Here is a 22,644-nt window from a genome sequence, read left to right on the forward strand (position 1 = left end):
TTTGTTGTGGGTGTGGGGGGGGGGGGGGGGGGGGCGGCGCGCCCCGCCCCCCCCCCGGGGCGCGCCCCCGCCCCTCAGCTATAGATGATCATTGATCCCTGTGCCAGGCTCCGCGTCGTCGCCGCGTGCAGGCCGAGCCACACGTGCCGCTCCCGCGCGAAGGGACTGTCGTCGTGCGGGGCGGGTGCCGCCGGCTCCTCCAGGGACGTGGGGGCCTGTGGCGGCGTCGGCGGGCCCGGCGGGTTCGCGGGGTCTATGCCGATCGACGGGGCCACGAACTCCAGTTCCCGCAGCAGTGCCTGCGACGAGCCCAACGGACCGCCGCCCGAGAGCAGTTCGTCGTTCGAGAGCGGCGCGGGGAAGTCCACGGGGACGTACGCACCCGCGTGGTCGTAATGCCAGACCAGGTGCGACTGCTGGGCCGTCGCGTCGAACATCTCCAGCAACTGCTCGTAGTCCCCGCCCAGTTCGTCCACCGGCGTCACCTCCAGGCCGCACACCTGGAGCAGGTACGCCCGCCGCAGGAAATGCAGCGCGTCGTAGTCGAAGCCCGCGACCGGGGCGACATCCCCCGACAGGCCCGGCATGTACGAGAAGACGGGGACGGGCGGAAGGCCCGCGTCGGTCAGCGCCTTGTCGTACGCCGCGATCTCCTCCGCGAAGGGGTTGTCGGGGCTGTGACACAGCACGTCGACGAGCGGGACCAGCCACAGGTCACAGGCCAAGGGTGCTCCTCAAATCGGTTGGCTCATATCGGCTGCTATGTCGGATGTCGGACCTTCGCCGGACCTTCCCGGACCTTCCCGGACCTTCCCCGCGCTCAGGCAGCGTAGTCGCGGCGCGAGCCCCCTAGCTGCCCTTGTGCAGATCCCAGATCCACACGCCGTCTACCCACTTTCCGGGGCGGTCAAGGAGTTCCTCGACCGTCACGCGAAGTTCCGCGTCATGCGCCTGCGGGGCGAGGACCAGCACGCCCGCCTTCCAGTACGCCAGGTCTGCGCGGGCGGCGGCGCGCCACTCCTTGGTGATCTGCGGGGCGCGGCCCGCCGAGCGGACGTCCCGCAGGAGGTTCGACGTGTTGCGGGGCGACGCCCCGTAGATGCCCACGCGGTCCGGGCCCCACGGCCCGTTGAAGTAGCCGCCGGGGAGGCTGAAGCCCAGGTCGGCGGCCGTCTGCCAGTGCAGTGCCTCCGCGTTCGCGGGGTCCGGGAGCGGCACCGGCACGAGGGATTCGCCCTCCCCCACGTACTGCTTCCAGGTCCCGTCGGCGATGAACGCCGGCACCTCGGCACGCTCCACCGCCCGCAGCGGCATCGGCACGATCGGCAGCAGGGCCAGCGCGACGGCGGCGGCACCGGCGTAATGAAGAGCCGTGCGGGGGGCCGTGAGCAGGCGGGCCAGGGCGAGCGCCACCAGCATGCCGAGGGCCGGCGCGCACACCATCGCCACCCGCGATTCGATGACCGACTCGAAGAGGGGGGCGTGAGCCAGGGGCGCCCACGGGCCCGGCAGCACCACGTCCGTCCACGGGATGCGGAACTTCGGGCCCAGCGAGAGGAACGCCGCCGCGAGCGCCGTGAACGCCAGCGCCTTCACCACCGCCCGCTCCCAGAGACGTACGACGATCGCGAAGGCCAGCGCCACCAGGGGCCAGCCGTAGAACGCGTTCTGCTCGGTGGGGTTCAGGGAGAGCCCGGCGGCGGTCTCCCCGTCGCCCGCGAGCGAGCGTTCGGCGAAGGAGAGGAGGGCCAGGGGGCTGTTGCCCGCGTTGTCGCCGTGCAGCACGCTCGTGTAGCTCTGCGGGCCGAAGAACTGCCAGTACAGGGGGAACGCGACGAGGGGGACGGTCACCGCGAGTGCCACGCCGAGCCCCCGTGCGAGGGGCCCGAAGGCCGCCCTCGCCACGTCCCTGCGCACCACCCCGTACGCGGCCGCGAACAGCAGCATGCCCAGCGCGGCGAGCAGCAGCGGTTCCTCGCCGAGGAAGATCTGGTACGTCGTGAAGAGGCCGAGGACGATTCCGTCGCGTACGACGCGTGTGCCATCGCCCTCGCAGAGCCGCAGCGCCCTGTCGATGATCAGCGGGATCATGAACAGGACCATGAAGTTCGGGTGCGCGTGCGCATGGCTGATCATCGGCGGCGCGAAGGCGGCGAGCGCCGCGCCGACGGCCGCCGCGCCCCGGTGGCGCACGAGACGCCTGACGATCAGCCAGTACCAGGCCACCGCGGTCGCGGCGAGGCCCAGCGTCATCGCCGCGTTCAGGGCGACCGCCGGGCCGAAGAGCCAGGTCACGGGGGCGAAGGGGACGGAGAGGCCGAGCATGACCGTGTTGGCCATGAGGTTCACGCCGTCGGGGACGTTCTGGAGGGTCGTGAAGAGGGGGTTCTGGAGGTGGCGGACGTTGTCCGCCGTCACCGCGAAGAACCACACCCACTGGTTCTGGTCCTGGAGCGAGTCGGGGAGATAGCGGTCGCCCGGCGCGATCCAGCGGCCCGAGTAGAGGGTGACCGACAGGGCCAGGAAGAGGGTCGCGACGAGGACGTCCGTGCGGCGCAGGGTGCGGGCCTTCAGCGAGGTCAGTTCGGCGAGGACCTTCACGTAGTCGAACGGGCGGACCTTCGAACCCTCCTGGTGCGCCCAGCGCACCGGCACCTCGGCGATCGGCAGGCCCGCGCGGCGCAGGTGCTGGAGTATCTCGACGTCGATGCCCCAGCCGCACAGCCGGGACGCGGCGAAGGCCTCGCGGGCGTGGTCGCCGTCGAAGAGCTTGAATCCGCACTGGGTGTCGCGGATTCCGGGGACGGCGACCGTACGTATGAGGAAGTTGCCGCTGCGTCCGAGCAGCTCGCGCAGGCGGTGCTGGCGGGCCTCGATCGTCGCGCCCGCGCCGACGCGGGAGCCGACCGCGGCCGCGTGGCCGTCGGTGAGCGCCTTGTCGAGGCGCTCAAGCTCCTCGATGGGCGTCGCCAGATCGGCGTCGGTGACCAGGACGCGGGCGCCGCGCGACGCGAGGACGCCGAGGCGCAGGGCGTGGCCCTTGCCGCGGTTGCGGTCGGAGCGGATGAGGTGGACGCGGGGGTCGTCGAGCTCCGCGTCGACGGCGATCTCGGCGGTGCGGTCGGTGGAGCCGTCGTCGACGACGATCAGCTCCCAGCGGCCGCCTTTGCCCTCAGGACCGGCCTCGTACAGGTACGTCTCGTCCAGGTACGCGCGGATCGCGGCGAGCGTGGGTCCCAGCCGGCGTTCCTCGTTGTAGGCGGGGACGACGACGGTCAGTTCCACGCTCATGCAGTGGCCGCCAGCCGCTCGATGAGGTCGAGGGAGTGGGCGTTGTACTCCGCGACGATTCTGTGCGCCGCCTGCGGGTCGCGGCGTGCGAGGGCGTCGACGAGGTCGGTGTGCCGGGCCCACAGGACGCCCCGCAGGTCGCCGTCGCCGCGTTCGACGGCGCGGCGCAGGTAGGTGACGGCGCAGACCCAGGACTGGACGCGCAGGCGGTGCAGGAAGTCCGAGAGGTAGGGGTTGCCGAAGAGGGCGCTGAGCTCGCGCCAGAAACGCAGGTCGTAGCCGATGAGTACGTTCAGGTCGCCGGCGCAGGCCGCGCGGGCCGCCTCCTCGCCACGACGGCGTACGGAGACGAGGCCCGCGGCGGCATCGGTGTGCGCCGCCGCGTTGGTCATGAGGTCGCGGAAGATGCCGTCGGAGACCAGGCTGCGGGCCTCCAGCATGCCGCGGTAGTCCGCGAGGGAGTGCTCGTGGACGCGGTAGCCGCGGTGCTGGTCGGCGTCGAGGAGGCCCTGCGCGGCGAGGTTCACCAGGGCCTCGCGGACCGGGGTCGCGGAGACGCCGTACTGCTCGGCGATCTCCTTGACCGTGAACTCCTGGCCGGGCTCCAGACGGCCGCCGAGGATCTCGTCGCGCAGCGCGTCGGCGATCTGCTGGCGCAGAGTGCTGCGGATGACGGCGGGGCCGTCGGGTGCGGGCATTCTGGTGGGCCTCCCCCGCCGCGTTCTGGTCGTGAACGGGTCGTCCGTGGTCGTCTTCTTCGCTTACGAGCACGTCAGACTACGCGGTCGGGGTTCCCGGAGCCGGGCGCCTCGTTTGTCGGCACCCGGCGGAGCCCAGGCGTTACGCGGTGTGCTCGTCCGCCACGCTCAGCGCCGCGTCCAGCGCCGCGAGGCCCTCCTTCGCCTCCGTCTCCGTGATGTTGCACGGCGGGACGACGTGGGTGCGGTTCATGTTGATGAAGGGCCACAGGCCCTGCTTCTTCGCGGCCGCGCCGAACGCCGCCATGGGGGCGTTCGCCTCGCCACTGGCGTTGTACGGGACCAGCGGCTCGCGGGTCGTCTTGTCCTTGACCAGCTCCAGGGCCCAGAACATGCCGAGGCCACGCACCTCGCCGACGCTCGGGTGCCGCTCGGCGAGGTCCGCGAGGGCGGGCGCGATGATCTCCGTACCGACGCGGGCCGCGTTCTCGACGACGCCCTCGTCCTCCATGACGTTGATCGTCGCGACGGCGGCGGCGCAGGCGAGCGGGTGTCCGGAGTACGTGAGGCCGCCCGGGTAGGGCCTGCGCGCGAAGGTCTCGGCGATCGCGGCGGAGATGGCGACGCCGCCGAGCGGGACGTAACCGGAGTTCACGCCCTTCGCGAAGGTGAGGAGATCGGGCACGATGCCGCCGTCGAAGTGCTCGGCGGCGAACCACTTGCCCGTACGCCCGAAGCCCGCCATGACCTCGTCCAGGATGAAGACGATGCCGTACCGGTCGCAGATCTCGCGTACGCCCTTGAGGTAGCCCGGCGGCGGGATCATGATGCCCGCGGTGCCCGGGACGGTCTCGAGGATGATCGCCGCGATGGACTGCGGGCCCTCGAAGGCGATCGTGTCCTCCAGGTGCTGGAGGGCCCGCTCGCACTCCTGCCGCTCGTTCTCCGCGTGGAAGGGGCTGCGGTACAGGAACGGCGCCCAGAAGTGGACGACGCCCGCCGTGCCGTTGTCGGAGGGCCAGCGTCGGGGGTCGCCGGTGAGGTTGATCGCGGCGGAGGTGGCGCCGTGGTACGAGCGGTAGGCGGAGAGCACCTTGTGGCGGCCGGTGTGGAGACGCGCCATGCGGGTCGCGTTCTCCACGGCCTCGGCGCCGCCGTTGGTGAAGAAGATCTTGTCGAGGTCGCCCGGGGTCCGCTCGGCGATGAGGCGTGCGGCCTCGGAGCGGGCCTCGACGGCGAACGCGGGGGCGAACGTCGTCATCGTCGCCGCCTGCTCCTGGATCGCCGCGACGACCTTCGGGTGCTGGTATCCGATGTTCGTGAAGACGAGGCCGCTGGTGAAGTCGAGGTAGCGGTTTCCGTCGTAGTCCCAGAAGTACGAGCCTTCCGCGCCGGCTGCGGCGAGGGGATCGATCAGCTCCTGTGCGGACCAGGAGTGGAACACGTGCGCGCGGTCCGCGGCCTTGACGGCGGCGCCGACCTGGGGATTCGGCTGAGGGGTCATGTGGGCGAGGGTAAATGTCCACGATGCGGATAGGACATGGGCGTCCTGTTTCGCGGGGGCGGGGGTTCTTGGACAGTGTGTCGGGGTGACGGGGACCGAGGGTCTGGAGCACACCCCTCAGCACACCCCTCAGTCGTCCGCGTCCACCACCACCCGCGCCCGCGGCTCCCCGTCCGCCCCGCACCGGATCTCGTACGCGAGATCGTCCCGCTCGTCGTCGTCACTCGGCTCCGCCTCCAGGCGGGCCACCGCGCCGGGTCCACGCTCGACGTCGTCATCGATGTGGAAGCCGTCCGCCGGGCTCCAGGAGACGAGGTACACCGTCCCGTCGCCACGGCACTCGACCGTGGCCGTGCCGCCGGTGAAGCGGACCGTGGAACGTTCGGTGGGCGTCGGCTCGGCTGACGAAGGGGAGAGGGATGGAGCGGAGGGGGATGGAGATGACGGGGGTGGTGACGGGGTCGATGACGTCGCTGTCAGCGCCCTGCGCACCGCCGCCTCGTCCAGCGGACGGCTGTGCGCCGCCCCGCCCCCGTCCGAACTCGCCAACTGCCAGGCGCCGAGCGCCCCCGCGGCCGTCCCCACCGCCACCCACGCGGCCGTCACCGCCGCGCTCCGCCACTTCCTCATGCCGACGTCCTCATACCGACTTCCTCATACGGCAACTCTGGCGCACAGTTTCCTAACGCCCGGTTAAGGGCCGCCCAAAGCCCCTGACTACGGTGGTTGTATGGCCCATCTTCTCGTCGTGGAGGACGATCCACAGCTGCGCGGCGCCCTCGTGCGCGCCCTGCGCGACAAGGGGCACGCCGTCGCGACGGCGCCCACCGGCATGGCGGGGCTCGACGCGGCGGTCACCAGCAGGCCCGACCTCGTCGTGCTCGACCTGGGGCTCCCGGACGTCGACGGGGCCCAGGTGCTTCGTATGCTCCGCGCGGTCAGCGACGTACCCGTCATCGTGGCGACGGCCCGCGACGAGGAGCCGGAGATGGTCTCCGTCCTGGAGGCCGGGGCCGACGACTACATCGTGAAGCCCTTCGGCGCCGCCCAGTTGGACGCCCGCGTCAAGGCCGTGCTGCGGCGGCTCGGCGCGGACGAGGTCGAGGAGCCCCTCCACATCGGCGGTCTGGCCATCGACCCCGCCGCCCGCGAGGTCTCCCTGGACGGCACCCCGATCGACCTCACCCCGCGCGAGTTCGACCTCCTCGCCTACCTGGCCCACCGCCCAGGCCAGGTGGTCTCCCGCCGCGAACTCCTCGCCGAGGTCTGGCAACAGCCCCTGGGCGGCGCCGACAAGACGGTGGACGTCCATCTCTCCTGGCTGCGCAGAAAGCTGGGCGAGACGGCCCAAGCGCCCCGCTACCTCCACACGATCCGAACGGTGGGCGTAAAGCTGACGCCCCCGGACGACCCGCAGTCGCGAGACGCACGTGAGGGTCCAAAGGGCCGGGCGCCCCACGACGGCGGTGCACCGGAAGAAGACGCCGAGCCACCGAAGCCCGGCCGGGCCCAAGACCCAGGGGCCGGCTGATGCCCGGCCGGACCCAAGACCCAGAGGCCGGCTGATGCGCGGCCAGGCCCAAGACCCAGAGGCCAGCTGATGCCCGGCCGGACCCAAGACCCAGAGGCCGGCTGATGCGCGGCCGACTCCTGCTCCTCACCGCCGCCACGACCGCCCTCGTCCTGACCGCCCTCCTCGTGCCGCTGACCCTCCTCACCCGCACCCACGCCGCCGACCGGGCCACGGCCGAGGCCACCGCCCGTGCCCAGTGGGTGGCCCATGCCCTGGGACCGGCCCTGGCCACCGCGGCCGAGCGCGAGACCGCAGAGCAGACGGTGGAGAGCGTCAACACCCCCGGTCTGCCCGCCACTTCACTCATCCTGGGTGACGGGTCCCGCATCGGGCCGCCCGTGGCGAAGGGCACGCCGCCCGTCACCGACGCCATCCGCCTGGCCCGCACCGGTCGCGCCTTCACCTACGAGCCCTCCACCGGGGGCCGCCAGGTCCTGGTCCCCGTCCAGGGCGCCGAAGGCGGCACCGCGGTCGTCCAAGTCACGCTCACCGAGGGCCAGTTGTACGCGGGGATGATGACGTCCTGGCTCGTGCTCGCCGGGATCGGGGTCGGGCTCGTACTCATCGGGCTGCTGCTCGCCGACCGGCTCGGCGCACGGCTCGTCGGCGCCACCCGCCGCCTCGCCCGCACCGCCGACCGCCTCGCCGCAGGCGATCTCACCGCCCGCGCCACCCCGGAGGGTCCACCCGAACTCCGCCTGGTGGCGGGCGAGTTGAACCGCCTGGCGGCCCGCATCGACGAACTCCTCGCCGCCGAGCGCGAGAACGCCGCCGACCTCGCCCACCGCCTGCGCACCCCCGTCGCCGCCCTCCGTCTGGACGCCGAGACCCTGCGGGACACGGAAGAGGCGCACCGCATCGCCGCGGATGTCGCCGCCCTCGAACGCAGCGTCGACGACGTCATCCGCAAGGCCCGCCGCCCCCTCCGGGACACCCCGCACGCCGACCTCGCATCCGTGGCCCGCGAACGCGCCGCCTTCTGGCTGCCGTTGGCCGAGGATCAGGGCCGTACGACCGAGACACAAACCCCTGAAGAGCGGATTCCCGTGCCCGTCCCCGAGGACGAGCTTGCCGCCGCCCTCGACGCCCTCATCGGCAACGTCCTGGACCACACCCCCCAGGGCACCGCCTTCCGCATCACCGTCCGCGTCACCGCGCAGGGCACCGCCGAACTCACGGTCGCCGACGAAGGCCCCGGCCTCCCCGCGACGTACGCGGCCGAACGCGGCACCAGCGGCGGCGGCTCCACCGGTCTCGGCCTGGACATCGCCCGCCGGACGGCCGAGGACGCGGGCGGCACGTTCGCCACGGCGGACGCCGCCCCCGGCACCCGGGTCACCCTCACCTTCCCCCGCGCGCCGCAACCCCCGCCCGCGGGAACGCGGTCCGCACCGCACGCGCCCACCGGTTGATGCCCAACTCGGGCCGCAGCGCGGCGAATCCACCGCAGTACTTGGTGAAGTCAGCGGCCCGCACCCCATACCGGTGAAGGACCCGGTCCGCCTCCGTCAGATGCCCCTGCGTCTTGGTCTCCACGAGCACGAGACCGCGGTCCGCCTCCACCGTCCGCCCCGTGGCCATGTCCCGCACCACGAGCCCCGCGTCGCACGTCACCCGCTGCCCGTCGGCGACGAAGGTCGCCCGCTGGTACTCGGTGACCAGCGCCTTCGTCAGACCGCCCGGCGCCTCGATCCCGTACGAACCCCTCAGCACTCCCGCCAGATAGCCCTGCCGTGCGGCGTCCAGGACGTGGTCGTCGCCCTCCAGACGCTGCCGGTGCTTGACCGTCTCGCCGCGCCCGCTCTTCAGCTTGATCTCGAACTGCCGCTCCCCGCTGTCCTGGTAGAGCCGCTCCCTGATGCGGTAGCGCAGCCGCCGCCCCTGCCGGTGCTCGTGGAAGGTCAGCAGCTCAGGGGTGTCGTAGTACGTCGAGTGGTAGCCGAACCAGCGCTTGCCGCCGATGCTCAGGGCCCGGAAGGGGCCCGAGGGACGGCGGGGATCCGTGAGCAGCGCGGCCAGGTCCTCGAATATCTCGACCGGCACGAGATAGCTGTTGTCGTAGCGGGCGAGCAGTTCCGCCCGCGCGTTCACCTCGTCAAGCGCGATGGGGTGCGCGGCGAGCGCGGCCCTTCCGATGGCGCGTACGGCGGGGTTCACACGGTCTCCTTCTGGGGTGCGGGGGCAGGCGTGCGGGACCGGGTCGTGCGTCGTCGTTGTGCTGTACGTACTCCTGCGAACTCCCCGGGCCGCCCGGAAGGTTCCGGCTGCCGGAACCGGACTTCCACAACCATCAGGTCGCGTACGTAGTCGACCTCCTGGACGGTCCAGCCGAGCGGCTCCCCCAGGCGCCGCGCGAGCTCGGCGCGCAGCGCGGTCTCCTCCCGGTACACGGCGTCCAGCGTGACGACCGTCCGCCGGTCACCGGCGTACAGGCGCGGGTGGTCGGCGACGTACATGACCAGGAGCAGGACGGCAGCGAGGCCGCTCGCCATCGGCAGCGAGAGCGCGGGAAGGCCGCAGAGCAGGCCGAGGACGAGGGTGATGAAGTAGTACGCGACCTCCTGGTGCTGCACCGCGTCCGAGCGGAGCCGCACGATCGAGAGCACCCCGAAGAGCCCGAAGCCGAGCGCGAGTCCGCCGTCGCCGCCGGCGCTCGCGAGGGCTGCGACGACCGCGAACAGCGCGACGTTCAGGGCGAGATAGGCGGGGACCAGCTCGCGCCTGCGGTGCCTCGGATAGAAGACGCCGAAGGTCAGCAGGGTCACGGCGACGAGGTCGAGGCCGAGGTGGGCCGCGATCTGGCCGGTCTGTTCGAGGGTGGTCTGTGTGCTGTCCATGACCGGGACGCTAGGGATCGGCGGGTTAACGCCGCCCCTGCCGGAAGTTAACCCGCGCGGCCCGCCGTACAGACCTCCCTTGGACCCTATTGACAGCATGCTGTCGTTTTGACAGCATGCTTACGTAAGCACAGCACGGAGAACGGCAGCCGAACCAGCGGAGGTATTGCTCATGTTCCGCAAGCCCGTACACCTGGCCGTCTACGACACACTCGCCGACTGGGAGCCCGGATACGCCACGGCGTACCTCGCCCGCACCGGACACGAGATCCGCACGGTCGCCGCCGGTTCGCCCGACACCGTCACCACGGTCGCCGGCGTACGCATCAAGCCCGATCTGGACCTCGCCGAGCTGCGCCCCGAGGACAGCTCGCTGCTGATCCTGCCGGGCGCCGACCTGTGGGACACCGGCGACGACCTCGCCCCCTTCGCCCGCACCGCACGCGCCTTCCTCGACGCGGGCGTGCCGGTCGCCGCGATCTGCGGTGCCACCGCGGGGCTCGCCCGCGAGGGGCTGCTCGACGACCGCGCGCACACCAGCGCGGTGTCGTTCTACCTCGCGGCCACCGGCTACAAGGGCGGCGAGCGGTACGTCGACGCGGACGCCGTCACCGACGGCGACCTGATCACGGCGGGCCCGACCGAGCCGGTCGCCTTCGCCCGCGAGGTGCTCGGGCGGCTCGGCGCCTTCGAGGGCGAGAAGCTGGACGCCTGGTACCGCCTCTTCCACGACTCGGACGCGTCCGCGTACGAGGTGCTCGAGTCGTGAGCACGGACCAGGACCGGGTGCGGGAGCAGCAGGACCTCTTCTCCCGCACCGCGCTCGGGGTCTTCAGGCTCAACGGCCAATTCCTCTCCGTGGCAGAGGAGTTGGCCAGGCCGGGCGGGCTCACCGCCGCCTGGTGGCAGGTGCTCGGCGCGGTGCTGCGCGAGCCCCTGCCGGTCGCCGGGATCGCCCGCGCGATGGGCATCACCCGGCAGAGCGTGCAGCGCATCGCCGACCTCCTGGTGCGCCGGGGCCTCGCCGAGTACGTGCCGAACCCGGCCCACCGCCGCGCGAAGCTCCTGCGCCCCACGGACGAGGGCCGCGCGGCCGTCGAGAAGATCGGCCCCGGCCATGCGGAAATGGCGGCGCGCCTTGCGGCCACGCTCGGCGAGGCGGAATTCGCCGAGACGGTACGGGTGTTGGAGCGACTCTCCCGGGCGGTGGCACAACTGGAAGACGATGCCATGGCACAACTGGAAGGCGATGCGAAACCCGTTACGGACCCGTAGCAGACAGTCAGCCCCACCCCGTCCCACGACCGCACTAAACTCGATTCGTTGCACACCAACGGGGGAGGTCGCGCGGCGATGGAGAAGCTCGGGCCCGGGGATCCACAGCGAATAGGCGTCTATCGGCTGCTCGCTCGGCTCGGCGCGGGCGGGATGGGGCACGTCTATCTGGCGCGCTCCGACCGCGGGCGCACGGTCGCGGTCAAGCTGGTACGCGAAGAACTCGCCGAGCAGGAGGAGTTCAGGAACCGCTTCCGGCAGGAAGTCCAGGCGGCCCGGCGGGTCGGCGGCGCGTGGACGGCGCCGGTGCTCGACGCGGACACCGAGGCGGCGATTCCCTGGCTGGCGACGGGATACGTCGCGGGCCCCTCCCTGCAGAGCGTCATCTCGCAGGACCACGGCCCGCTGCCCGAGCGTTCCGTGAAGATCCTCGCGGCGGGACTCGCCAACGCCCTCAAGGACATTCACGCGGCGGGCCTCATCCACCGCGACCTCAAGCCGTCGAACGTCCTTGTCACGATCGACGGCCCCCGGGTCATCGACTTCGGCATCGCCCGCGCCCTGGAGACGGTGACGGACGGCGGCCTCACCCGCACCGGCGCGCTCGTCGGCTCCCCCGGCTTCATGGCACCCGAGCAGGTGCGGGGCGACCGGGTCACTCCGGCGTGCGACGTGTTCTGCCTGGGCTCGGTCCTCGCGTACGCGGCGTCGGGGGCGCTGCCCTTCGGCACGGCGAACAGCGGCGTGCACGCGCTGATGTTCCGTATCGCGCAGGAGGAGCCCGACCTGTCGGCGCTCCCGGAGGAGCTGGCCGAGCTGGTCGCCGACTGCCTCCGCAAGACCCCGGCGGACCGTCCGACGCTGGAGCAGATCCTGGAGCGTACGGGCGCGGAGGACACCCTCGGCGACGGCGGCCGCACGCGCGACCCCTGGCTTCCGGGGGCGCTGGTGGCTCAACTGGGCCGCCACGCCGTGCAGTTGCTGGACACGGAGAATCCGGACGAGAGCTCCCCCGTCTCCCTGGCCCCGCCGAAGGAACTGACGAAGGGAGCGGCGGCCGCAGAGGCGCCGGCCGCACCGGCCGCCACGCCCGACAACCCGCCGGCCGACGACACCCCGCCCCCACCGGGAAAGCCGGGCGAGGCCCCGCTGGACCACCTCCCCACCATGATCTCGGGCACCCCGCCCCCCACACCCCCGCCGGGCCCGTCGTACGGCTACCCCCAGCAACACCCCCAGCCGCAGCAGCCCCAACTCCCGCCCACTCCCTACGGCTACCCGCAACAGGGCGGATACGGCCCCACGCCTCCGTACGGCCCGGTCGTGACCCCCATGGCCGAACCCCCGCGCCGCAGCGGCCGCTCGACCGCCGCGCTGATCGCGGTGGCGCTGATAGTGGCGATCGGCGCGGGCGGCGGCGTGTACGCGGTGATGAAGGGCGAGGGCGAAGCGAAGGCGGGCGGCGACAGCTCCAAGTCACCGACGTCCAGCGCCCCTTCGGAGCAGGGCACGCCCTCGGAGGAAGAGTCGTCGGAGCCCGAATCGCCCCCCACATCCGCCGCGGACGAGAAGAACGAGGACGGCGAGGTCCCGGAGAAGTTCCTCGGCACCTGGAGCGGCGCCATCGAGAACGACCTGGGCCACAACTCCCGTGAACTCGTCTTCCAGCAGGGCGAGATCGGCGACACGGTCCTGTCGATCACGGCGGACGGCCCGACCGACACGGGCGGCACGTACCACTGCGTGTTCCAGGGCAAGTTGGAGTCGGCCAGCGGCAACACCCTGCGCATCGGCCCGACGGACGTCATCGTCGGCCAGCCGGCGTCCTCCTGCAAGGCGGGCACGGCGAGCACGGTGACCTTGCTGTCGGACGGCCGCCTGCACCGCGAGAACACGGGCACGGACAAGGGTTTGACGTACGAGAAGGACGGGTGAGCCCCTTCTAGCCGGAGGCATGACCACGACATACGCGGTAGGCGAGACGGAAGCCCGGCCGACCACAGGGGCGACTCGGACCGAGCGGCCCGTGCCCGCCGGGCCGAGCTCGTCGCGCACGCCATCCCCCTGGTCGTGCTCCCCGTCGGGATCTGGCGGCTGCCCGGCGACCCTCGGCGGTCGCGTACTGGCGCCGCCGGCGCGCGTGAGTGCGACAGCCCCGGAGACAGCGGAACGCCCCCGGCCGACCGAAGTCGACCGGGGGCGCCCCCGCAACGTACCGACTAGATGAACGAGTTGATCTCGATCGTCTCCGTACGGCCCGGACCCACGCCGATCGCGGAGATCGGGGCGCCGGACATCTCCTCCAGGGCCTTCACGTAACCCTGCGCGTTCTTCGGCAGGTCGGCGAAGGTCTGGGCCTTGGTGATGTCCTCGGACCAGCCGGGGAGGTACTCGTAGACCGGCTTCGCGTGGTGGAAGTCGGTCTGGTTGTACGGGAGTTCCTCGACGCGCTTGCCGTCGATCTCGTACGCGACACAGACCGGGATCTGCTCCCAGCCGGTGAGGACGTCGAGCTTCGTGAGGAAGAAGTCCGTCAGGCCGTTCACGCGGGTCGCGTAGCGGGCGATCGGGGCGTCGAACCAGCCGCAGCGGCGGTCACGGCCGGTCGTCACACCGCGCTCGCCGCCGATGCGGCGCAGGTCCTCGCCGTCCTGGTCGAACAGCTCGGTCGGGAACGGGCCCGCGCCGACCCGCGTGGTGTACGCCTTGAGGATGCCGATGACCCGGCTGATCTTCGTCGGGCCCACGCCCGTACCCGTGCAGGCGCCGCCCGCGGTCGGGTTCGAGGAGGTGACGAAGGGGTACGTGCCGTGGTCCACGTCCAGGAGCGTGCCCTGGCCGCCCTCGAAGAGGACGACCTTGTCGTCGTCGAGCGCGTTGTTGAGGATCAGGGTCGTGTCGGCGACGTACTGCTTGATGTTCTCGCCGTGCACGAGGAGCTGCTCGACGATCTGCTCCGCCTCGATCGCGCGGCGGTTGTACAGCTTCGTGAGGAGCTGGTTCTTGATCTCGAGCGCCGCCTCGACCTTCTGCTGCAGGATCGACTCGTCGTAGAGGTCCTGTACGCGGATGCCGGTGCGGTTGATCTTGTCGGCGTAGGTCGGGCCGATGCCGCGCCCCGTCGTGCCGATCTTCCGCTTTCCGAGGAAGCGTTCCGTCACCTTGTCGACGGTGACGTTGTACGGCGTGATGATGTGCGCGTTGCCGCTGATCAGCAGCTTCGACGTGTCGACGCCGCGCTCGTTCAGACCGCTCAGCTCGGAGAGCAGGACCGACGGGTCGACGACGACTCCGTTGCCGATGACAGGCACGCAGTCCGGGGAGAGAATCCCGGAAGGGAGGAGATGCAGCGCGTACTTCTGGTCGCCTACGACGACCGTGTGGCCGGCGTTGTTGCCGCCCTGGTAGCGCACCACATAATCCACGGAGCCACCGAGCAGGTCAGTGGCCTTTCCCTTGCCTTCGTCACCCCACTGAGCACCGAGCAGCACAAGTGCGGGCACAGGCGTACACCCCTTCCGGGCGGGGCATGTCCAAGGTCAGGGGCCGTAGCCGCCATATGGGTGTGCCTTGGATGCTGCCCCGGAATAGACGAAGCCCCTGGCGCAATAGCGCAAGGGGCTCTTGCACAAAGATGCTACCCGAGGAAGGACGGACGTGTCGGCTCGCGACCAGCTGCTAGTCGTCATCGACCCGGTCGCCCGGCGCACGGACGGTGAGTCGGTACGGATCGCGAAGGATGTGCTCGGCGCGGCCGCCGCCGTCCGGGTCTGCCTCCCCGATGGCCCAGAGGATTTCGCGAAAGCGCTGGCCAGGAGGGGTGCGAGGCGTCTGGTGGTGGTGGGTGACGACCGGGCTCTGGTGCGGGCCGTGGCGGTCCTGCACCGGGAGCGGGAGCTGGCTTCGTGCGCGCTTTCGGTCGTTCCCGTGGGCGCCGCACAAGTCCTCACGCGGGCGCTCGGAGTGCCCTCCGGGGCGGTCGCGGCGGCGCGGGCGGTGCTTGAAGGGGTGGAGCGGCGGCTGGATCTGCTGGTGGACGACCGGGACGGGGTGGTGCTCGGGGAGCTGCGGATTCCGCCCATTTCTGGCGTGGGCGCCGCGGCCGGGGCGGGGGGCTCTTCCGGTGCGGGGGACGTCGGCGGGGCTTCCGGTGGGGCTTCTGGCGGGGTGGCGGATGCCGATGGGCACCATCCGTGGCTCCGCAGCTGCCAGTCCTTCGTACGCACCCTCGCGTCCCGGCCCTCGCGTCCCTCGCGGGTGGCTTCGGTGCCGGGGCCCGCGCCGGCGCGGCTGCGGGTCGAGGCGGACGGGGTGCTCGTGGTGGACCTGGACCAGCCGGTCGAGGGCCTCTTCCTGACCCCGGGGGACGGGGGCTACGCGGAGGTCGAGGTCCGCCGTGCGTCGGTGGGCGCGGAGGCGGCGGCGCTGCGGGTGCGGGCCCGGACGATCACCGTTTCCGGGGCGGATTTCCGCTACCGGGCGGACGCGGTGGTGGCGGGGCCCGTGCGGACCCGGACCTGGACGGTGCGGCCGCGGGCCTGGGGGCTTACTTTGCCGAAGTGATGGGGGCGCCCCGAAGGGGCGCGGGGAACTGCGCGACCAGCCACGACGCACCTGCGGTCGAATCGGAGGCTCAATCGTCGTGGTGCGGCTTGATGCCATCCGGCGCCACTTGGCACCACTCGGCACCACCCGGCGCCATCTGGTGCCATCTCCCGCCCCTAGGGCCACACGCGCAGGCGCAGGAACACCGCCATCCAGGTCACCTTCCCCACGTTTGCGCAGGTCAGCGCGGCTTCCCTCTACCTCACCCCACGCAAGGTGCCACCAAAGCTTGCGCATGGCGCCACTGTGGTGCCATGATGGCGTTATGGACCTCACCCCGTACGTCGACACCCTCCGCCGCGAACTCGCGGTGGCCGCCGAAGCCGGCGGCGACGAAGCCCGCGAGCTGGCCGAGCGGCTCACCGCTCCCCTGGAGTCGGCGACCCGTCTGACCATGCTCAACGTGCTCTCCGCCGCGATGGACGAGATCACCCGTGACCTCGCCCCCGGCTCGGTCGACGTACGGCTGCGCGGTACCGACCCGGACTTCGTGGTGACACCGCCGCCCACCTACGGCGGCGCCCCCGAGGAGCCCGCCGCGCCCGTCGAATCGTTCACGCCCCCCGCCCCGGTCGACAGCGAGGACAGCGGCACCGCCCGCGTCAATCTGCGGCTGCCGGCCCACCTCAAGGCGCGCGCCGAGGAGGCCGCGAGCCGCGAGGGCCTGTCGGTCAACGCGTGGCTGGTGCGGGCGGTGTCGGCCGCGGTCGACGGCGGCACCCGGCCGCGTACGCCGGAGAAGGCCCAGACGGTCGGACAGAGCTTCACGGGCTGGGTGCGTTAGCCGCGCCCCCCTGCCCGCACCACTTCACTCACACCACGTCCCACCAGCGGGGACGCCCTGAAGACCCAAGAGGACGGGACAGCCATGCCTTCTTTCGACACTCCCGAACCGATCTCGGTCACGGCGCACGTGTACGCCGGGTCCATCCAGTTCACCGCGGCCGACCGCATCGACACCGTCGTCGAAGTGCGGCCCCGCGACCCCAAGAAGGACCTGGACGTCCGGGCGGCCGACCAGACCGAGGTCGGGTACGCCGGCGGCGCCCTGACCGTCAGGACGCCCAAGGCCAATCTGCTCGGCCGCGCCGGCACCGTCGACGTGACGGTGGAACTGCCCACGGGCTCGGACATCGACGTGTCCGGCGCCGCGGCCAGGCTGCTCGGCGAGGGCCGGCTCGGCGAGGTCCACGTGAAGTCCTCGGCCGGCGACGTCCGCCTCGACACCACAGGACCGCTGCAGATGAAGGCGGCGCACGGCACGATCACCGTCGACCGGGTCGAAGGCCTGGCCGACATCACCAGCAGCACCGGAAACGTGCGCGTCGGCACCGTCGACGGACCCGCCGTCCTGAAGAACTCGCACGGCACCACGACCGTCGGCACCGTGACCGGCGAACTGCGGGTGAACGGCGCCAACGGCTCCATCGACATCGCGCGCGCCGAGTCGTCGGTCACCGGCACCTCCACCAACGGCGTCCTTCGCATCGCCGAAGTCGCCCGCGGCACCGTCCAGTTGGAGACCTCCAACGGCTCCATCGAGATCGGCATCCGCGAGGGCACGGCCGCCTGGCTCGACGTCAACTCCAACCGCGGGCAGGTGCGCAACACGCTCACCTCCTCCGAGGCCCCCGAGCGGACCGAGGACACCGTCAAGGTCCACGCCCGTACCAACTGGGGCAACATCGACATCCGTCGCGCCAAGGCCTGACACCACCTCTTCACCCGGCCTCAACTCACTCACTCCCCCAGCGACTTCCATCCCCTCAGCCTTCGAACGGGAGGGCCCATGCCTTCTTCTGTCATGCCCACATCACGTCAAGGGAACGGTCAGCTGCCCCCGGCCGCCGTCTCCACCGTCGGTCTGCGCAAGTCGTACGGCGACAAGACCGTGCTCGACGGCATCGATCTCCACATCCCGGCCGGGTCCGTCTTCGCGCTGCTCGGGCCGAACGGCGCGGGCAAGACCACCGCCGTGAAGATCCTCTCCACGCTCATCTCCGCCGACGGCGGACAGGCCCAGGTCGCGGGCCACGACGTCGCCACATCCCCGGACGGGGTGCGGGCCGCGATCGGCGTCACCGGGCAGTTCTCCGCCGTCGACGGGCTGATCACCGGCGAGGAGAACATGCTCCTCATGGCGGATCTGCACCACCTGTCCAAGCGCGAGGGGCGGCGGGTCGCCGCCGAACTGCTTGAGCGCTTCGACCTCGTCGACGCCGCCAAGAAGCCCGCCCAGAGCTACTCCGGCGGCATGAAGCGGCGGCTCGACATCGCCATGACTCTGGTGGGCAGCCCGCGGATCATCTTCCTCGACGAGCCGACCACCGGCCTCGACCCGCGCAGCCGCCACAACATGTGGGGCATCATCCGCGAGCTGGTCTCCGACGGCGTCACCGTCTTCCTCACCACCCAGTACCTCGAAGAGGCCGACGAACTCGCCGACCGCATCGCGGTGTTGAACGACGGGAAGATCGCCGCCGAGGGCACCGCCGATGAGCTCAAACGGCTCATCCCCGGCGGACACATCCGCCTCCGCTTCACCGACCCCGCCGTCTACCGGTCCGCCGCGGACGCCCTGCACGGGGCCACCTGTGACGACGAGGCGCTGTCGTTGCAGCTGCCCAGCGACGGCAGCCAGCGCGAGCTGCGCGCCGTCCTCGACTGGCTGGACGCCGCCGGCATCGAGGCCGACGAGCTGACCGTGCACACCCCCGACCTCGACGACGTCTTCTTCGCCCTGACCGGCAGCACCGACAGAAGCAACCAGGCCAACCAGGCCAAGGAGGCCGTCCGATGACCCCCATGACCCTCGCCGTGCGTGACTCGTCCACGATGCTGCGGCGCAACCTCCTGCACGCCCGGCGCTATCCGTCCCTCACGCTGAACCTGCTGCTCACGCCGGTCATGATGCTGCTGCTCTTCGTCTACATCTTCGGCGACGTGATGAGCGCCGGCCTCGGGAACGGGGCGGCGGACCGGTCCGACTACATCGCGTATCTCGTCCCGGGCATCCTGCTGATGACCATCGGCGGCACCACGATCGGCAGCGCGGTGTCCGTCGCCACGGACATGAACGAGGGCATCATCGCCCGCTTCCGCACCATGCGGATCCACCGCGGGTCGATCCTCATCGGGCACGTCGTCGGCAGCGTGCTGCAGTGCGTGCTGAGCGTGCTCGTCGTCGGGGCCGTGGGCCTCGCCATCGGCTTCCGCTCCGTGGACGCCACGGCCGTGGAATGGGTCGCGGCCCTTGGGCTGCTCGTGCTGTTCTCCCTCGCGTTCACCTGGATCGCGGTCGGGATGGGCCTGATCAGCCCGAACGCCGAGGCGGCAAGCAACAACGCGCTGCCGCTGATCTTCCTGCCGCTCGTCTCCAGCACCTTCGTGCCGGTCGACGCGATGCCGGGCTGGTTCCAGCCGATCGCCGAGTACCAGCCGTTCACACCGGCCATCGAGACCCTGCGCGGACTGCTCCTCGGCACCGAGATCGGCCACAACGGCTGGCTCGCGATCGGCTGGTGCCTGGCCCTGACCGTGCTCGGCTACTTCTGGTCGAAGGCGTCCTTCAACCGCGACCCGAAGTAGGCAGTCCCCCGGAGAGGGGTCACGCACCGAAGAGGGACTGCCGGTGCACGCGCCAGCGCTCCATCATTCCCTCCAGTTCCGACTGGACGAACTCGAAGAACGCAAGCGTCTCGGCGAGCCGGCGCCCCGCGGGGGTGTCGGCTCCGAGGCTTGAGACGCCGTCGCGCAGGGCGTCCTCCCAGCGCTTGAGCACCGCGTCCCGGTTGCCGAGCGCCTCGTACCACTGGTTGCTGTGCACCCTGAAGATGTCGCGCCGCGAGCCGGGCTCACGCTCGCGGGCGACCATGTGCTGCTGGGAGAGATAGCGCACCCCGCCCGACACCGCGGCGGGGCTGATCCGCAGCTGCTCGCCGAGCTCCGCCGAGGTCAGCGCGCCCGAGTCCGATGCGAGGAGCGCCGCGAAGATCCTCGACGGCATCCTCGGCATACCGGCCTCGACCAGCTGGGCGGCGAACTTCTCGACGAAACGCGAGTGGACCTCCGCGTCGCGGGCGGGCTCCCCCGGTGCGGGCTCGTTGGGCATGTGCCGATCATCTCCCCTGTCATCTCCCCCGTGCGTGCGAGCACTGCCGAGTTTATACGCTTCCTTAACTTCACAACTTTGTGAAAGTAGCGTACGTTCTGAAACATGACGAAGGCAATCACCGTCTCCGGACTGCACAAGTCGTTCGGACGGACGCACGCGCTCGACGGTCTCGACCTCGACGTCGAGACCGGCGAGGTCCACGGCTTCCTCGGCCCCAACGGCGCAGGGAAGTCCACGACCATCCGGGTCCTGCTCGGCCTGCTCCGCGCGGACTCCGGCGCCGCCCAGCTCCTCGGTCAGGACCCCTGGAGCGACGCGGTCGAGCTGCACCGCCGCGTGGCGTACGTGCCGGGCGACGTCACCCTGTGGCGGAACCTGTCGGGCGGCGAGGTCATCGATCTGTACGGCAAGCTGCGGGGCGGGCTCGACAAGGCCCGGCGCGCCGATCTCGTCGAGCGGTTCGAACTCGACCCGGCCAAGAAGGGGCGTACGTACTCCAAGGGCAACCGGCAGAAGGTCGCCCTCGTCGCCGCCTTCGCGTCCGACGTCGACCTGCTGATCCTCGACGAGCCGACCTCCGGGCTCGACCCGCTGATGGAGGAGGTCTTCCAGAGCTGCGTCGAGGAGGAGCGCGACCGGGGGCGGACGATCCTGCTCTCCTCGCACATCCTCAGCGAGGTGGAGACGCTCTGCGACCGCGTCAGCATCATCAGGAAGGGCCGGACCGTCGAGACGGGTTCGCTGGCCGATCTGCGGCATCTGACCCGCACCAGCGTCACCGCCGAGCTCGCGGGTCCGCCCAACGGGCTCGCGCACCTGCCCGGCGTGCACGACGTCGACGTGACGGGGCACCGGGTCAGGCTCCAGGTCGACACCGACAAGCTGGACGCGGTCCTGCGCTCGCTCACCGACTCCGGGATCCGCTCGCTCACCTCGACGCCGCCCACGCTGGAGGAGCTCTTCCTGCGGCACTACCAGGACGACGTACGCACCGCCGGCGCCGAAGGGGCGGTAGCGCGATGACCGCCGTCGCCGACGCTTCGGCGTTCCGGACCCGGCACGGCGGGTCGCGTCAACTCGCGGGCACGGGCGCCCTGTTGAGGCTCGCGCTGCGCCGCGACCGGGTCATGATGCCGGTCTGGGTGTTCGTCGTGGCGGTCATGGTCCTGTCCATGCCGGGCTCCCTGGAGTCGGTGTACGGCACCGCGGCCGAGCGCGCCGACGCCATGGAGTCGATGAACGCCAACTCCTCGATGCGGGCCATGTACGGGCCGGTCTTCGGGGACTCCGTCGGCGCGCTCTCCGCCTGGCGCATCGGCGTCTACGCCGGGGTGCTCGCCGCGGTGATGAGCCTGATCATCGTCGTACGGCACACCCGCGAGGAGGAGGAGACCGGCCGCCAGGAGATGGTCTCCGCCGCGATGGTGGGCCGGCGGGCGCCGCTGACCGCCGCGCTGCTCGCCGCGTTCGTGGCGAACGCGGCGGTGGGGATTCTGATCACCGCAGGGATGGCCGGGCAGGGGGCGGGCGGCGCGCTCGTCCTTGGGCTCGGGGTCGCGGGCACCGGCATGCTCTTCGCCACCATGGCGGCGATCGTCGCCCAGCTCACGGAGAGCGCGCGGCTCGCCAAGGGGCTCACGTCGGCGGTGCTCGGCACGGCGTTCGTGCTGAAGGCCGCGGGGGACGCGGGCACGCAGGGCGGCTCGTCCGCGCTGACCTGGTTCTCGCCGCTCGGCTGGCTCGAGAACCTCCGCGCGTACGCCGGTGAGCGGTGGTGGGTGCTGCTGCTCATCGCCGCCGCGATCGTGGCGCAGGGCGCCGTGGCGTACGACCTCGCGGGCCGGCGTGACGTCGGGATGAGCTTCCTGCCGACCCGGCCGGGGCCCGCGACGGGCCGGCTCGGCACGGCGGGGGCGCTCGCCTGGCGGCTGCAGCGGGGCGGCGTGCTCGGCTGGACGCTCGGCTTCCTCGTCGCCGGTGTCGTCTTCGGCGGGATGGTGGACGGGGCCGCGGACATCGTCGGCGACAACCAGAACACCCGCGACATCATCGAGCGGATGGGCGGCCAGGCGGGCCTCACGGACGCGTTCCTCGCCACGATGACCGGCATCCTTGCCATGATCGCTTCGCTGTACGTCGTCGCTTCCGTGCTGCGGCTGCACGGCGAGGAGACGTCGCAGCGGGCCGAGCCGGTCCTCGCGAACGCGGTGGGGCGGCTGCGGTGGGCCGGCGGCCACCTGGTCATCGCCTTCGGCGGTGCGGCTGTCCTGATGCTGGTCGGCGGTCTCGGCCTGGCGCTCGGGTACGGGCAGGACTTCGGCCCCGTGCTGGGCGCGTGCCTGGTGCAGGTGGCGGCGATCTGGGTGCTCGGCGGCCTTGCGGTACTGCTCGTCGGGGCGTTCCCGAGGGCGGCGGTGGGGGCGTGGGGCGTGGCCGGGGTGTGTCTGGCGATCGGCTGGATCGGCCCCGCGCTTGACCTTCCGGGGGCGGTGCTGGACCTCTCCCCGTTCGGCCACCTTCCGAAGCTGCCGGGCGGGGAGATGACGTGGGGCCCGGTGCTGGTTCTGCTCGCCCTGGCGGCAGCTCTGGTGGCTGCGGGGCTGGCGGGGCTGCGGCGCCGGGACATGCTGACCTGAGGCCCTGCTGAACGAACAAGCCTTTCCCGCCCACGCAGACGGGACCCGAGGCCGCAGGCCAGCGCGTAGTACCTGCGACGGACCCCCAGGAACCCCTCCCGGTGAGGACGA

21 protein-coding genes are annotated in these 22,644 nt (G+C 71.5%); 12 read left to right on the forward strand and 9 right to left on the reverse strand.

Annotated features, from left to right (window positions below; genetic code table 11):
• Positions 1-74: 74 nt before the first annotated feature.
• The 5 genes from ACFWY6_RS02105 to ACFWY6_RS02125 form a co-directional block, all read right to left on the reverse strand.
• Complete coding sequence (locus tag ACFWY6_RS02105; protein ID WP_384685300.1) at positions 75-725, reverse strand: hypothetical protein; 651 nt, start codon at positions 723-725, stop codon at positions 75-77.
• A gap of 124 nt (positions 726-849) precedes the next feature.
• Positions 850-3,291 (reverse strand): dolichyl-phosphate beta-glucosyltransferase, encoded by a 2,442-nt coding sequence (locus tag ACFWY6_RS02110; RefSeq protein WP_384685303.1) that lies wholly within the window; start codon positions 3,289-3,291, stop codon positions 850-852.
• Positions 3,288-3,989 carry a GntR family transcriptional regulator gene (locus tag ACFWY6_RS02115; RefSeq protein WP_384685306.1) on the reverse strand — a complete coding sequence of 234 codons (702 nt, stop codon included), beginning with the start codon at positions 3,987-3,989 and terminating at the stop codon, positions 3,288-3,290. The genes ACFWY6_RS02110 and ACFWY6_RS02115 overlap by 4 nt, the downstream gene beginning before the upstream one ends.
• Positions 3,990-4,131: 142 nt before the next feature.
• Complete coding sequence (locus tag ACFWY6_RS02120) at positions 4,132-5,493, reverse strand: aspartate aminotransferase family protein (protein WP_384685309.1); 1,362 nt, start codon at positions 5,491-5,493, stop codon at positions 4,132-4,134.
• 129 nt (positions 5,494-5,622) lie between these two features.
• Positions 5,623-6,123: a hypothetical protein gene (locus ACFWY6_RS02125; RefSeq protein WP_384685312.1), complete on the reverse strand. Its 501-nt coding sequence runs from the start codon at positions 6,121-6,123 to the stop codon at positions 5,623-5,625.
• A gap of 100 nt (positions 6,124-6,223) precedes the next feature.
• Between ACFWY6_RS02125 and ACFWY6_RS02130 the strand changes: the two genes are divergently transcribed.
• Both ACFWY6_RS02130 and ACFWY6_RS02135 read left to right on the forward strand, forming a co-directional pair.
• Positions 6,224-7,024, forward strand: a complete 801-nt coding sequence (locus tag ACFWY6_RS02130) for a response regulator transcription factor (protein ID WP_384685315.1) — start codon at positions 6,224-6,226, stop codon at positions 7,022-7,024.
• 104 nt (positions 7,025-7,128) lie between these two features.
• Entirely contained in the window at positions 7,129-8,478 is a 1,350-nt protein-coding gene (locus tag ACFWY6_RS02135) for a sensor histidine kinase (protein WP_384685318.1), read from the forward strand.
• On the opposite strand, the gene ACFWY6_RS02140 is transcribed toward ACFWY6_RS02135, so the two are convergent.
• Both ACFWY6_RS02140 and ACFWY6_RS02145 read right to left on the reverse strand, forming a co-directional pair.
• Complete coding sequence (locus ACFWY6_RS02140) at positions 8,408-9,223, reverse strand: VTC domain-containing protein (protein ID WP_384685321.1); 816 nt, start codon at positions 9,221-9,223, stop codon at positions 8,408-8,410. The genes ACFWY6_RS02135 and ACFWY6_RS02140 overlap by 71 nt on opposite strands.
• Positions 9,220-9,903 carry a DUF4956 domain-containing protein gene (locus tag ACFWY6_RS02145; protein ID WP_361826979.1) on the reverse strand — a complete coding sequence of 228 codons (684 nt, stop codon included), beginning with the start codon at positions 9,901-9,903 and terminating at the stop codon, positions 9,220-9,222. Before ACFWY6_RS02145 ends, ACFWY6_RS02140 begins: the two co-directional genes overlap by 4 nt.
• A gap of 172 nt (positions 9,904-10,075) precedes the next feature.
• On the opposite strand from ACFWY6_RS02145, the gene ACFWY6_RS02150 reads away from it, so the two are divergent.
• From ACFWY6_RS02150 to ACFWY6_RS02160, 3 genes are all read left to right on the forward strand, one after another.
• Positions 10,076-10,672 (forward strand): DJ-1/PfpI family protein, encoded by a 597-nt coding sequence (locus tag ACFWY6_RS02150; protein ID WP_384685324.1) that lies wholly within the window; start codon positions 10,076-10,078, stop codon positions 10,670-10,672.
• Positions 10,669-11,178, forward strand: a complete 510-nt coding sequence (locus ACFWY6_RS02155) for a MarR family winged helix-turn-helix transcriptional regulator (protein WP_384685327.1) — start codon at positions 10,669-10,671, stop codon at positions 11,176-11,178. Before ACFWY6_RS02150 ends, ACFWY6_RS02155 begins: the two co-directional genes overlap by 4 nt.
• A gap of 78 nt (positions 11,179-11,256) precedes the next feature.
• Positions 11,257-13,113: a protein kinase gene (locus ACFWY6_RS02160; RefSeq protein WP_384685464.1), complete on the forward strand. Its 1,857-nt coding sequence runs from the start codon at positions 11,257-11,259 to the stop codon at positions 13,111-13,113.
• A gap of 284 nt (positions 13,114-13,397) precedes the next feature.
• On the opposite strand, the gene ACFWY6_RS02165 is transcribed toward ACFWY6_RS02160, so the two are convergent.
• A complete protein-coding gene (locus ACFWY6_RS02165) occupies positions 13,398-14,681 on the reverse strand; it encodes an adenylosuccinate synthase (protein WP_135335599.1) in 1,284 nt (427 codons plus the stop codon).
• Between the two features lie 154 nt (positions 14,682-14,835).
• On the opposite strand from ACFWY6_RS02165, the gene ACFWY6_RS02170 reads away from it, so the two are divergent.
• The 5 genes from ACFWY6_RS02170 (at position 14,836) to ACFWY6_RS02190 (ending at position 19,371) form a co-directional block, all read left to right on the forward strand.
• Positions 14,836-15,741: a diacylglycerol kinase family protein gene (locus ACFWY6_RS02170; protein WP_384685331.1), complete on the forward strand. Its 906-nt coding sequence runs from the start codon at positions 14,836-14,838 to the stop codon at positions 15,739-15,741.
• A 307-nt stretch (positions 15,742-16,048) separates the two neighbouring features.
• Positions 16,049-16,567, forward strand: coding sequence for a toxin-antitoxin system HicB family antitoxin (locus ACFWY6_RS02175; protein ID WP_384685334.1), 519 nt, complete (start codon positions 16,049-16,051; stop codon positions 16,565-16,567).
• Between the two features lie 84 nt (positions 16,568-16,651).
• Positions 16,652-17,494 (forward strand): DUF4097 domain-containing protein, encoded by an 843-nt coding sequence (locus tag ACFWY6_RS02180; RefSeq protein ID WP_384685337.1) that lies wholly within the window; start codon positions 16,652-16,654, stop codon positions 17,492-17,494.
• A 93-nt stretch (positions 17,495-17,587) separates the two neighbouring features.
• Positions 17,588-18,583: an ATP-binding cassette domain-containing protein gene (locus tag ACFWY6_RS02185; RefSeq protein WP_384685340.1), complete on the forward strand. Its 996-nt coding sequence runs from the start codon at positions 17,588-17,590 to the stop codon at positions 18,581-18,583.
• On the forward strand, positions 18,580-19,371 hold the full coding sequence (locus ACFWY6_RS02190) for an ABC transporter permease (protein ID WP_384685343.1): 792 nt from the start codon (positions 18,580-18,582) through the stop codon (positions 19,369-19,371). The genes ACFWY6_RS02185 and ACFWY6_RS02190 overlap by 4 nt, the downstream gene beginning before the upstream one ends.
• 19 nt (positions 19,372-19,390) lie before the next feature.
• Here the strand turns inward: ACFWY6_RS02190 and ACFWY6_RS02195 are convergent, their stop codons facing one another.
• Positions 19,391-19,894: a GbsR/MarR family transcriptional regulator gene (locus tag ACFWY6_RS02195; protein WP_266864047.1), complete on the reverse strand. Its 504-nt coding sequence runs from the start codon at positions 19,892-19,894 to the stop codon at positions 19,391-19,393.
• Between the two features lie 105 nt (positions 19,895-19,999).
• On the opposite strand from ACFWY6_RS02195, the gene ACFWY6_RS02200 reads away from it, so the two are divergent.
• Positions 20,000-20,920 (forward strand): ATP-binding cassette domain-containing protein, encoded by a 921-nt coding sequence (locus ACFWY6_RS02200; protein ID WP_384685346.1) that lies wholly within the window; start codon positions 20,000-20,002, stop codon positions 20,918-20,920.
• The gene (locus ACFWY6_RS02205; RefSeq protein ID WP_384685348.1) at positions 20,917-22,533 is read left to right on the forward strand and encodes an ABC transporter permease; all 1,617 of its coding nucleotides are present in this window, start codon (positions 20,917-20,919) and stop codon (positions 22,531-22,533) included. The genes ACFWY6_RS02200 and ACFWY6_RS02205 overlap by 4 nt, the downstream gene beginning before the upstream one ends.
• The last annotated feature ends 111 nt before the right edge of the window (positions 22,534-22,644 follow it).

This window comes from Streptomyces sp. NPDC059037, from assembly GCF_042740015.1.
In the GTDB taxonomy this organism is placed as follows: Bacteria; Actinomycetota; Actinomycetes; order Streptomycetales; family Streptomycetaceae; genus Streptomyces.